Annotated in this window: 10 protein-coding genes; 6 read left to right on the plus strand and 4 right to left on the minus strand. The window is 45.3% G+C overall.

The genetic code is table 11. The features are described from left to right. Positions 1–14 precede the first annotated feature (14 nt). A complete protein-coding gene (locus LZT21_RS02775; protein ID WP_233924530.1) occupies positions 15–1,205 on the plus strand; it encodes an MFS transporter in 1,191 nt (396 codons plus the stop codon). Positions 1,206–1,299: 94 nt separating this feature from the next. Continuing rightward, positions 1,300–1,755 carry a single-stranded DNA-binding protein gene (gene ssb / locus LZT21_RS02780; RefSeq protein ID WP_233924531.1) on the plus strand — a complete coding sequence of 152 codons (456 nt, stop codon included), beginning with the start codon at positions 1,300–1,302 and terminating at the stop codon, positions 1,753–1,755. Between the two features lie 9 nt (positions 1,756–1,764). On the opposite strand, the gene queF is transcribed toward ssb, so the two are convergent. Genes queF through ilvA form a run of 4 tightly spaced genes read right to left on the minus strand, consistent with a single transcriptional unit; the run spans position 1,765 to position 6,367 of the window. Beyond that, the gene (gene queF, locus LZT21_RS02785; protein ID WP_233989187.1) at positions 1,765–2,604 is read right to left on the minus strand and encodes an NADPH-dependent 7-cyano-7-deazaguanine reductase QueF; all 840 of its coding nucleotides are present in this window, start codon (positions 2,602–2,604) and stop codon (positions 1,765–1,767) included. 29 nt (positions 2,605–2,633) lie between these two features. Beyond that, positions 2,634–3,926 carry a hypothetical protein gene (locus tag LZT21_RS02790; protein WP_233989188.1) on the minus strand — a complete coding sequence of 431 codons (1,293 nt, stop codon included), beginning with the start codon at positions 3,924–3,926 and terminating at the stop codon, positions 2,634–2,636. A 13-nt stretch (positions 3,927–3,939) separates the two neighbouring features. After that, complete coding sequence (locus LZT21_RS02795) at positions 3,940–4,845, minus strand: 5'-nucleotidase (protein ID WP_233924534.1); 906 nt, start codon at positions 4,843–4,845, stop codon at positions 3,940–3,942. A 1-nt stretch (position 4,846) separates the two neighbouring features. After that, positions 4,847–6,367 carry a threonine ammonia-lyase, biosynthetic gene (gene ilvA / locus LZT21_RS02800; RefSeq protein WP_233934731.1) on the minus strand — a complete coding sequence of 507 codons (1,521 nt, stop codon included), beginning with the start codon at positions 6,365–6,367 and terminating at the stop codon, positions 4,847–4,849. A gap of 122 nt (positions 6,368–6,489) precedes the next feature. On the opposite strand from ilvA, the gene LZT21_RS02805 reads away from it, so the two are divergent. Genes LZT21_RS02805 through LZT21_RS02820 form a run of 4 tightly spaced genes read left to right on the plus strand, consistent with a single transcriptional unit; the run spans position 6,490 to position 12,442 of the window. Continuing rightward, positions 6,490–10,326 (plus strand): FAD/FMN-binding oxidoreductase, encoded by a 3,837-nt coding sequence (locus tag LZT21_RS02805; protein WP_233989189.1) that lies wholly within the window; start codon positions 6,490–6,492, stop codon positions 10,324–10,326. Continuing rightward, positions 10,326–10,709: a gamma-butyrobetaine hydroxylase-like domain-containing protein gene (locus tag LZT21_RS02810; protein ID WP_233924537.1), complete on the plus strand. Its 384-nt coding sequence runs from the start codon at positions 10,326–10,328 to the stop codon at positions 10,707–10,709. Before LZT21_RS02805 ends, LZT21_RS02810 begins: the two co-directional genes overlap by 1 nt. A 56-nt stretch (positions 10,710–10,765) precedes the next feature. Continuing rightward, positions 10,766–11,509: a bifunctional demethylmenaquinone methyltransferase/2-methoxy-6-polyprenyl-1,4-benzoquinol methylase UbiE gene (ubiE, locus tag LZT21_RS02815; RefSeq protein ID WP_233989190.1), complete on the plus strand. Its 744-nt coding sequence runs from the start codon at positions 10,766–10,768 to the stop codon at positions 11,507–11,509. 30 nt (positions 11,510–11,539) lie between these two features. After that, complete coding sequence (locus tag LZT21_RS02820) at positions 11,540–12,442, plus strand: Tim44 domain-containing protein (RefSeq protein WP_233934728.1); 903 nt, start codon at positions 11,540–11,542, stop codon at positions 12,440–12,442.

Below are 12,442 nucleotides of genomic sequence, written 5' to 3' on the forward strand. Positions count from 1 at the left end.
TATAGCTCTTTCTCATGAATCCTTCAGAACTTCGCTCCACTCTCGCTTTAGCAGGCATTTTTGGCCTGCGGATGCTGGGCCTGTTCCTTATCTTGCCGGTCTTTAGCCTGCATGCCCGCGATTTACCGGGGGGCGAGCATGCCTTTTGGGTCGGCCTATCTTTAGGCATGTTTAATATTGTTCAGGCGTTTTTTCACATTCCCTTAGGCGCCTTATCCGACCGCATTGGACGCAAGCCGGTAGTCGTTTGGGGATTAGCCTTATTTGTGGTTGGGGCCATCATCGCTTCAAGTCACGATGATTTGCTCTGGATTGGTATTGGCCGCGGCATTATGGGCGCTGGAGCCATTTCGGCTGCTATTTCTGCTTGGGTGGCAGACCTCACCCGCGAGCAAGTAAGAACCGTGGCAATGGCGATAGTGGGTGGCAGTATCGCCTTGTCGTTTGCGCTATCACTGGTCATTGCTGCGCCAATTTATCGACTCATCAATTTAAATGGCATGTTTATGCTCTTAGCAGTAATGGGTTTTATCGCTATATTGGTGGCCCTCTTCGTCGTGCCAAGCACCCCTGTCAAGCCACCTTCACAGCCAGTTCCCTTAATAAAAATATTTCTCCGACCTGAATTAGCGCGGCTTAATATCGGTGTCTTTATTCTCAATGCAACGCAAGTGGCCATGTTTTTTGTAGTTCCACGCCTTTTAGTGCAGGCAGGCTTTCCACTAGCAAATCACTGGTTGGTGTATTTGCCAGTGGTGCTCATTTCATTTATCTTAATCGCACCTTTATTAATTTACGGAGAAAAGAAACAGTGTTTACGCCTTTCAGTTTTACTCAGTATTGGGTTTTTGCTGGTATCCCAATTTATCTTTATTGAGGCCGCCACCGTTTTAATGATTGCCATTGCCTTGCTCACCTATTTTGTGGGTTTTAATTTACTGGAAGCATTGCAGCCCGCCTTAGTGTCTAGGTGGGCCAAAGAATCGAAAGGCGCTGCTTTAGGAATTTATAACACCACGCAGTCGATTGGTTTATTTGCTGGTGCAGCTATTGGCGGATGGATTACGGAACACCATGGTGAGCACGCAGTTTTTATTTTGGGTGGGGCCCTCTTAATCGGCTGGCTTATAATTGCATGGCCGATGCAAGAGCCGCCTGCGAAACCTAAAAAATCGCCTCTAGGCTCGGTTCCATCCAGTTCTTAAGCAGACATTTGCTGGTTTTACTATTAGCACAGCGGTATTTTATTGATGTTCAGTGAGCTGTAATTTTATAAATTCATTTTCTTCGGGAGACAACATGGCTTCGGTAAATAAGGTCATCATCGTAGGTAACGTTGGGCGCGATCCAGAAACACGTTACTTGCCCAGTGGCGACGCAGTAACCAATATTTCAGTAGCAACTTCAGATCGTTACAAAGATAAACAAACTGGCGAAATGAAAGAAACTACCGAATGGCATCGGGTGGCTTTTTTCGGTAAGTTAGCCGAGATTGCGGGCCAGTATTTAAAAAAAGGTTCGCAAGTATATGTTGAGGGTAGTTTACGCACGCGTAAATGGACCGATCAAAGTGGTCAAGAAAAATACTCCACAGAAATTCGAGCTGAAACCATGCAAATGTTAGGCTCTAAAATGTCTGGTGCGAGTAGCGAAGGAAGTGATAACGCGCCTCGTACTAAACCGAGTGATGCTGGCGCTAACCCAGCAGCCTCGGCAGGGGCACTTGGTGCAATGGACGACGATATTCCGTTTTAAGAATGAGCCCTACTGCCTGGCATGCCGAACATTGGCTGGCCAGGCAGCATTGTAATCAGCACGAAATGGGTTAATGTCTAAACCACCGCGGCGGGTATAGCGCGCAAAAACTGCTAATTTTTCTGGCGCGCAGCGCTCTTTAATGGCACAAAAAATAGTCTCTACGCAGTCCTCATGAAACTCCCCTAGCTGGCGAAAGCCAATGAGGTAGCGCAATAAACCTGCTTCGTTTATAGGCCTGCCAAAATACCGGATTTGAATGCTAGCCCAGTCTGGTTGTCCGGTTACTGGGCAGTTCGATTTCAGTAGATGAGAAACTAGGCATTGTTCAATTGGTGCCGCAGTAATATCGGCACTGAGTAGCGCTGCATCAGCAGCAAGCGAATGGTCAACATCAAGATCAAGTCGATCCAGTAAATCGCCGGTTAATTCATGAATACCATGAGTAGCAGCTTCTTCAGGCTTAATAATACGAACTTGTACTGGCGCTTCTGTAACTAGTGATAAATCAGTTTTAAGTTGCAGGCCCAGCTCTTCTGCCGAATTAAAGCGCTCATTATTTAAGCTATTTAAGTAAAGCTTAAATGATTTAGATTCAACCATCTTGGGTGAATCTGCAGGAAAAATAAATTCCGCTAAAGCAACTTGTGGTTTGCCTTTAGCATTAAGCCAGCTTAATTCATAGGCATTCCAAATATCAACGCCAAAAAAAGGCAGCGTTTTCTGAGTGGGCTGCAACAATTTAGCCCGTTGTGTTGCGCGGTCAATTGGAAACAGTAAGCCAGGATCATAGTGAGTGGGGTAAGCTGTTTGCTGCCCAAGTTGAGGTCTTGAATTAATTAAAGCCATAAAAATAAAAAGAATAAATAGTAAGAAGGTTAACTTGAGCGCAGAACCATTTCATTGGTCTTTTTGGGAATAAAAAAGAGCCACCAAATGCTGAATAAAACCGAAATAACACCCCAGAGAATATAAAGCGTTTGATGATAATGAATGTTAGGAAAGCCAACAATCCATTGTCTGAATAGCGGACTAAATTCAGGAGTGTACCAACACAAAAATTGTAAAGCAGCATTATTTTCTAAACAGCTTGCTAGGTCGCGCACACTAAATAGAAAACCTTGGATACAAACCCAAAAACTCCACAATATCGTTGACAGCAGAACTAGGCGAGTTTTGAAAGAGAGCTCAGCTAAACAAACTCCATAAGCTAAAAGTAAAGAGGCGGGGATACAGGCGAGTAAAAAAAACCGAGGTCCCCAAAAAAAACCACCATACCAAGACCACCAGTTAGCGTAAATTAATATCATGCCAAAAACAAAAACTAATAGTGCATCGATGAGTAAAAATAATTTTTGGTCGGCGCTGGTGTGCGGTTTTATAAAAAACCTAAGAAAAATTGCTGGGATAAAAAATAGCAAGCCCTTGCCAAAAGAAAATAGAATTGAGATAAATCCTAAAACAAAGGGGTAACTAAAACCTGCTTTTCCAGAATACGGCAATATCGTGACAGTGCCTTGATCTGCCACGAGATAGGGTGAAGCAAAGATGGCGCCAAACTTGACATAGTTTTCAAAGATGATTGCACTAACTGGCATTAGGATGATGAAGAGATAAAGGGGTTTGCGTAACTTTAGGGCTAAAAAAATGAGCGATAAAACAAGTGCAGGCAAGGTTGCTGGTGTTTGCACTACGCCAATACTCAATAAAACTACTGCTAAAAAAAGCCGCTCTTTTAAGAGCGCAATGATTCCTAATGTAATTGCGCTAGCAGTCAGTGTCTCACCATAGTAAGTCATGATGTGATTGGGGAACATGGAGGTAGCAAGCATAAAAATAGCGACAAAAAATTGCATTGTGCGAGTTGGCATTGCGCGCACGAGAAATAATAAAAGCAGGCAAAAAATAAGCGGATTGAACCAGGCGGTAGTAAGCTTCGCTTTTTCAAAAAAAGCGCCTACCCAATAGAGCGGGAAGGAGATGATGGCATGAATAGTAGAGAACTTACTCGTTGGAGATTGCCCGTTAATCAATGCCAGTAAATCATTAAATCGATCTACGCCATCTCCATCAATAGCTGGGTGCAGGCATTTATAAAGAAGAAATAAGCCCAAAAAAATCCACAGGGCCATTAATTTATTGCTGTCAAATCGAATGTGCCAGCGCGCCATTGCTTGTCGTTTTCTAGTTTTGGCGATTCGCAATACCCGAAACTACGTGCCCAGTCGGCGCTACTGTAGCTGCGGCTTGGCAGTGGCCCGTTTGGTCATCAAAAAAGAAATCAGGCTCGAATTCGCGCAAGAAATCACTTTTTGATAAGCCACCCAGAAACATGGCTTCATCAACTTCTATGCCCCAATCCATCAAAGTTCGAATTGCTCGTTCGTGAGCTGGTGCAGACCGAGCAGTAACCAGGGCGGTACGAATCCGCATGCCCTTTTCACCCGATTGGTTTTGTAAGCGGTGGAGCGCCTCTAGCAAAGGTTTAAAAGGGCCCGGTGGTAAAGGCACAGACACTTTTTTACTCTCATGATCAACAAAAGCCTCTAAGCCCTTATTTTGAAATATCTGTTCGGCTTCATCAGAAAATAAAACAGCATCGCCGTCAAAGGCAATACGAATTTCATCGGGATGTGATTCAGCGCTGGTATTGGATTCCGGATAGACTCGAGCTGCTGGAAAGCCCGCATCAATTGTGGCCCGCACATCTTCTTCATTAGCGGATAAAAATAAATTGGCATGCAGTGAGCGTAAGTAATGATAAGGCGGGCGCCCGCGGGTAAAAACCCCCCGCTCTAAATGTAAGCCATGGTGGACTGCTGAACGGAATACCCGTAAACCACTGACGGGATCATTACGCGAGAGGATAACGACTTCTACTCGCTGTTCCTCACCTGAATTAAAGGCCAATAATTTTTTTACAAGGGGGAAGGCGACACCGGTGCGCGCAGGAATTGACAGCCTCTCCAGTTGCAGTTTCATGTACGCACTGTCATCGCTTGACTCAAACAGATTATTCTCCTCCTCAAAATCAAACAAGGCGCGCGATGAAATGGCCACGACTAATTTTCCGGAGAGACTGTAGGCCATCTTATTTTAAAAAGAGTTGATAGGCTGGATTTTTACTTTCGTTCCAATGGGGATATCCCAAAGTGATGAGAAAGTCTTGGAATGCTTTTTGATCTGTTTTTGGTACTTGAATACCGACCAAAATCCGGCCATAGTCGGCCCCATGGTTACGGTAGTGAAACAAACTAATATTCCAATTGGGTGCCATGCTGGTTAAAAACCGCATCAGCGCCCCCGGTCTTTCGGGAAACTCAAAGCGATAGAGGAGTTCATCTTTAGCTAAGGGTGAGTGGCCCCCGACCATATGACGTAAGTGTGATTTTGCTAATTCATCATGGGTCAGATCAATGGTAGAAAAGCCCGCCTGATTAAAGTGTTTGGCAATCGCCGTACTATCTTGCGCCTTTAAAGTAGAAATACCAACAAATATATGCGCCTCACGTTGATCAGCAATGCGGTAATTAAATTCGGTTACATTACGCTTACCTAAAAGTTCACAAAAACGCTTAAACGAGCCGCGTTCTTCAGGGATGGTGACAGCAAAAACAGCTTCACGAAATTCTCCAACATCGGCGCGTTCAGCAACAAAGCGCAAGCGACTAAAATTCATATTTGCGCCACAAGCAATTGCCACAAACGTTTTCTTTTTAATTTTCTTGTGGATGACATATTTTTTTAATCCTGCAATCGCTAAGGCGCCTGCAGGCTCAAGAATGCTGCGGGTATCACTAAATACATCATTAATGGCGGCGCAAATTTCATCGGTATCCACAGTCACAATTTCATCCACTACTCGTTGGCAAATCCGAAATGTTTCTTTACCCACCAGTTTTACGGCTGTGCCGTCCGAAAATAAACCAACCTCTTTTAGTTCCACGCGTTTGCCTGCTTTGAGAGAGCGTCTCATCGCATCTGAATCTAGCGCCTGGACGCCGATAATTTTGGTCTTAGGACTCACGGCTTTGGCGTATTCCCCAATACCTGAAATTAAACCCCCGCCGCCAATGGCAACAAATATGGCATCAATTGGGCTTTGGCATTGTTGAAAAATTTCTTGGGCAATCGTTCCTTGGCCTGCAATTACATCAGGATCATCAAAAGGATGCACAAAAGTAAGCCCACGTTTTTTTTCTAGTAACTGGGCATGGGCGTAAGCATCGCTATACGAGTCGCCGCATAAAATCAACTCAACCCAAGATTTGCCATGGGCTTTAACTGCATCAATCTTAACGTTTGGCGTGGTGATGGGCATCACAATCACGGCTTTGCATTTCATTTTGGCGGCAGCTAAAGCAACTCCTTGGGCATGATTACCAGCCGAAGCAGCAATGACGCCCCGTTTTAGTGCAGCAGGGGGTAAATGGGCCATTTTGTTGTAGGCCCCGCGTAATTTAAAGGAAAAAACGCTTTGATTATCTTCACGTTTCAGCAAAACTCGATTTCCGAGGCGTTGCGATAGCTGGGGTGCGAAATCGAGCTCAGTTTCACGAGCGACATCGTAGACCTTGGCGGCGAGAATTTTTTTTAGGTAGTTGGTTGCCATCTAATGAGCGTACCACGGATGGGTCTTAAGCCCTTATTTTGGAAGGGGTTACTGCTTTTCACTAAATACTGTCAGGATCGGCTCTGGCTCAATTAAAATAACTATTTATTCAAGTTTGTCCCATGAATGCTCCCCTCGGACTTAATCAGATACTCGCTGCTGAAACTGATTTACCCCGTTTGCGCGAAATACCCTACAACTACACCTCATTTTCTGATCGTGAGGTCGTCATTCGTCTACTGGGTGAGCAAGCTTGGCAGGCCTTAACAGAATTACGCGCTAGTCGACGCACAGGGCGCTCGGCCCGAATGTTGTTTGAGGTTTTGGGCGATATTTGGGTTGTACAACGCAATCCCTTTTTGCAAGACGATTTATTAGATAACGCTAAACGGCGCCAACTATTAGTGGATGCCTTGTGGCATCGCTTAAAGGAAGTAGAAAAACGCGTGACTGCCGATTCGGCCGAACAAGTTAGTATTTTGTTAAATGCCGCGCGGGGTGCAGTTGAGCGCTTTGAAGCTGAATTTATTACGGTTGCCGAACTGCGCAAGAAAGCGCAAAAAATATTTAGTCGGTTTACGGCTAATGACAATATTACGTTTGATGGTATCTCGCGGGTCGCGCACGTAACCGATGCTACCGATTGGCGGGTGGAATATCCCTTTGTAGTGTTGAAGCCCGATTCCGAAGCCGAAATACCTAATTTAGTCAAAGCCTGCATTGAATTAGGCCTCACCATTATTCCCCGTGGGGGCGGTACCGGCTATACCGGCGGAGCAATTCCGTTGTACGCCATGTCGGCAGTTATCAACACTGAAAAGTTAGAGCAGATTGGCTTAGTTAATTCAGTAAGCTTGCCTGGGCTCAGTACCTCAACCCCAACCATCTTTACTGGCGCCGGAGTAATTACCCGACGAGTAGCTGATGCAGCCGAGCAGGCTGGCTTGGTATTTGCAGTTGATCCAACTTCCGCTGACGCTAGTTGCATTGGCGGTAATATTGCCATGAATGCTGGAGGTAAAAAGGCCGTACTCTGGGGTACGGCATTAGATAATTTAGCCAGCTGGCGTATGGTAGATCCACAAGGCAATTGGCTTGAAGTGAGACGCCTTGACCATAATCTGGGCAAAATTCATGAGGTTGAGTTAGCTCGGTTTGAGTTGACCTGGTCAGATGGGTCGGATGCCCCAGGCAAAAAAATTCTGCGCAGTGAGTTGCTTGAGGTTGCCGGAAAACGGTTTCGCAAGACGGGTCTTGGCAAAGATGTAACCGATAAATTTTTAGCAGGCTTACCAGGCATTCAGAAAGAGGGTTGTGATGGTTTAATTACTAGTGCTACCTGGATACTTCATCAAATGCCGCAATTTATGCGCACAGTTTGCTTAGAATTTTTTGGGCCTGCCCGTGAAGCTATTCCCAGTATCGTCGAAATTAAAGCTTACATTGATCAGTTAAGTAGCCAAGGGGGCCCCATTTTGGCTGGCTTAGAACACCTCGATGATCGGTACTTAAAAGCAGTTGGTTACGCTACCAAATCTAAGCGCCATGGCTTACCCAAGATGGTTTTAATCGGTGATATTGCGGGTAATGATGAAGCTGCAGTGGCCGCTGCCACTAGCGAAGTCGTACGCATGGCTAATTTACGGGTGGGCGAAGGATTTGTCGCCGTTAGTCCCGAGGCACGAAAGAAGTTTTGGCTTGATCGCGCCCGTACTGCAGCGATTGCTCGTCATACCAATGCGTTTAAGATTAATGAGGATGTGGTAATTCCCCTGCCACGCATGGGCGAGTACACCGATGGTATTGAGCGTCTTAATATCGAACTTTCGCTTAAAAATAAACTGCAATTACTCGATGCTTTAGAGCACTATATAAAAAAAGAAAATTTGCCCTTAGGTAAAGAAGAAGATGAATTTGCAATACCTAGCGCAGAATTATTTGGTGATCGTCTTGAGCAAGCCAGCGATTTAATTGCCAACGTGCGGGCTCGATGGGCTTTGTGGTTGAGTGAGATCGAAAAATATTTTCCGCAATTACAAACCTATCAACTCCGTGCCTCATGGAAAACTGAAGTCAAGGCCGAACTAGAGACTATTTTTAGCGGGCTGGCATTTGAACCAATTAGACAAGAAATTATCGCTATTCATCGACGTATTTTGCGTAAACGCGTTTTTATTGCTTTACACATGCATGCGGGTGATGGCAATGTGCACACGAATATTCCAGTGAACTCCGATGATTATGAGATGTTGCAAGATGGCCATCTTGCTGTCGCTCGGATTATGGCTTTAGCCCGATCATTAGATGGGGTCATCTCTGGAGAGCACGGTATTGGTATTACTAAGCTTGAATATCTCACCGATCTAGAGCTGCAGGATTTTCGCGCCTACAAAAATACAGTCGATCCCAATGGGCATTTCAACAAAGGAAAATTAATGCCCCATGCCGATTTATCTCAGGCCTATACACCTAGTTTTGGATTGATGGGACATGAATCGATCATCATGCAGCAAAGTGATATTGGTGCCATTGCTGACAGTATTAAAGATTGCTTACGTTGTGGAAAATGTAAGCCCGTGTGTGCCACGCACGTACCGCGCGCAAATTTGTTTTATAGTCCCCGCGATAAAATTTTAGCAACCTCATTATTAATTGAAGCTTTTTTATATGAGGAGCAAACACGCCGTGGTATTTCTATTCGCCATTGGGATATGTTTGACGATGTTGCCGCTCATTGCACGGTCTGTCATAAGTGCTTAACGCCTTGTCCGGTGAAAATTGATTTTGGTAAGGTGACCATGAATATGCGGAACTTACTGCGTAAAATGGGGCAACAACGTTTTAATGCAGGCACTACTGCCTCGATGTTTTTTCTCAATGCTACTGATCCCGAGACTATTCGCTTAGCCCGCAAGAGCATGATCGAGTGGGGCTATCGCCTGCAACGCATGGGTAATACCCTGCTCAGCAAATGGGCCCGTAAGCAAACGCTACATCCACCTGCAACACTAGGTAAGCCGGCTATTAAAGAGCAAATTATTTTCTTTGTTAATAAAAAAATGCCGGGCAATTTGCCCAAGAAAACAGCGCGCGCTTTGCTCGATATTGAAGATGCGAATTACGTGCCGATTATTCGTGACCCCGTAACGACTACAGCCGATACTGAGGCGGTATTTTATTTTCCGGGTTGCGGTTCAGAACGGCTTTTTTCACAAGTTGGCTTAGCGACCCAAGCCATGTTATGGAATGTTGGCGTGCAAACCGTTTTGCCCCCAGGCTATTTGTGTTGTGGCTACCCACAAAGAGGAACTGGCGACTTTGCGCGCGCTGACCAAATGATTACCGATAATCGCGTTTTATTTCATCGGGTGGCTAACACCTTAAATTATTTAGACATCAAAACAGTAGTTGTTTCCTGTGGCACTTGTTATGACCAATTGGCGGGTTATCAATTCGACTCAATCTTTCCAGGCTGTCGCATTATTGATATTCATGAATATTTATTAGAAAAAGGCGTGCATTTAACGGGGGTCACTGGCGTTCAGTATATGTATCACGATCCCTGCCATTCGCCGATGAAGCTCCAAGACCCATTAAAGACTGTAAATGAATTAATTCAAACTGAAAGTGGCGAGTTAATTCAGAAAAATGAGCGTTGTTGCGGTGAGTCGGGCACCTTGGCCATTACTCGTCCTGATATTGCTACGCAAGTGCGGTTTCGCAAACAAATCGAGATGGAAAAGGGCGCCAAGGCCCTGCAGGAGAATTTCACAGGCACAGTCAAGGTTTTAACCAGTTGCCCCTCTTGCCTGCAGGGGTTATCACGCTTTGATGCAGACAGTGACACCAAAGCAGATTACATTGTGGTAGAGATGGCTGAACGTTTACTAGGGCACAATTGGATGCAAGACTATGTGACAAAAGCTAATCTGGGCGGTATTGAAAGGGTATTGGTTTAATGATTCCAACAAATGTGGTGTTGCATCAACAATCGAAGGTCTTAGAACTCGCCTATGAAGGCGGCAAGACCTTTCGTCTGCCGTTTGAGTTTTTGCGGGTTTTATCACCCTCTGCCGAAGTGAGAGGGCACGGCCCTGGCCAAGAAACACTACAAACAGGCAAGCGGGCGATACTAATTAGTAAGATTGAGCCGGTCGGCCATTACGCCCTCAAGTTTACTTTTTCCGATGGTCACGATTCTGGTTTATATGCTTGGGATTTCCTCTTTCATTTGGCCGAGAATCAAGAAGCCTTATGGGCAGAACATTTGCAAAAATTGGCTGATGCTGGCATTGACCGAGATACCCCAATGGGTCAAAAAGGCCATAGCTGTAGCCACTAATTGCTAAGCACTAATAACCTTATTAATATCGATGTTTACTTCTTAACTACCAAGTCATGACAAAAACCCACTTTGGTTTTGAAGACGTTGAGGAGGCTGAAAAAGCGACGAAGGTTGCTCAAGTGTTTCATTCGGTGGCGAATAAATATGACCTAATGAATGACTTCATGTCATTTGGATTACATCGGGTGTGGAAAAAATGGGCTATTACTTGTGCGCAGGTGAAGCCTGGACAAGTTGTTTTAGATATTGCTGGGGGCACCGGCGATTTGGCTGCCGCCTTTGCCCGTGCGGCTCAGTGGGGAAATAATCCCTCTGCCGAAGTTTGGCTTAGCGATATCAACGCCTCGATGCTGAGTACAGGACGCGATCGATTGCTAGATCAAGGATTAATGCTGCCCTGTGTGCAATTTGATGCTGAAGCCATTCCTTTTCCCAGCAACCATTTTGACGTCTTAAGCGTCGCCTTTGGCCTACGTAATATGACCCATAAAGAAGTGGCCTTAAGTGAAATGCTCAGGGTGATTAAGCCAGGGGGTAAGGTGCTAGTGCTGGAATTTTCACAACCTGATCGTTTCCTGCAACCGTTGTATGATGTTTATTCTTTTAAGGTCTTACCTTGGCTGGGCGAGAAAATTGCCAAAGATGCCGCTAGTTATCGTTATTTAGCTGAATCCATTCGCATGCATCCTGATGCAAAGACGTTAAAAGCCATGATGTTAGGCTTGGGTTTTGATGAGGTTGATACACACAGGTTGAGCGGAGGTATTGTCGCTTTACATATTGGGGTGAAATATTAGAACCCCTAGTTTATTAAAGGAGAAATTAACATGAAAATGCAAAATCTAAAATTGATTTTTGGCAGTTTGGTTTTACTCTTTGCTTTTATTGGGCAAGTTGATGCAGCCCGTTTAGGCGGGGGCAAAAGTATGGGACGTACCCCAACTGCGCCAATGCAACGCCAAGCTACCCCAGCACCGGTAGCCAAGCCTCCACAAGCCGCACCAGCACCAACCCCAGCAACTGCACCGGCAGCAGCGCCTAGTCGCTTTGGCGGATTTGGTGGAATACTGGGCGGTTTAGCAGCAGGACTTGGTTTAGGTTATTTATTTTCACATTTAGGCATGGGTGACATGGGCTCAGGTATCGCCTCCTTAATTACCGGTGTGTTAATTGCCTTTTTAATTGGTATGGTGGCGCTATTTATTCTGCGTCGCTTTGTACCTGCTTTTTCTAAAACCAATGTTGCGCCTGTTGACGGCGGTATGCAAAGAGCTAGCTATGGAGCAACTCCTCGTCAGCAAGAGCCTACTTTTGCGCCGGTTGCAAGTGCGCCAGTGGTCGAGGCGCCTCTCGATATGCCCCCTGGTTTCGATGAGCATGGTTTTTTGGAGAATGCCAAACAATACTTTATTAAATTACAAAAAGCCTGGGATGTTGGCGATTTAAATTCTTTACGAGAATTTGCTACACCAGAAATGTATGCAACGCTGCAACAAGATTTACAGGCTCGCTTTGAAGCCTCAAACCAAACCGATGTTGTTACCTTAGAGGCGCGTCTTTTGGGAATAGAAACTACAGCGGGTAGCTATCTATGCAGCGTACAGTTTTCAGGCTTAATTCGCGAACAGGTTGGCGCTCCAGCAAATTCATTTTCCGAAATTTGGAATTTATCGAAGCCAGTAGAAGGGCCTGGAGGTTGGGTTTTGGCGGGAATTCAGCAAGTTATTTAA

This window comes from Polynucleobacter sp. IMCC 30228 (genome assembly GCF_021395205.1).
Classification (GTDB): Bacteria; Pseudomonadota; Gammaproteobacteria; order Burkholderiales; family Burkholderiaceae; genus Polynucleobacter.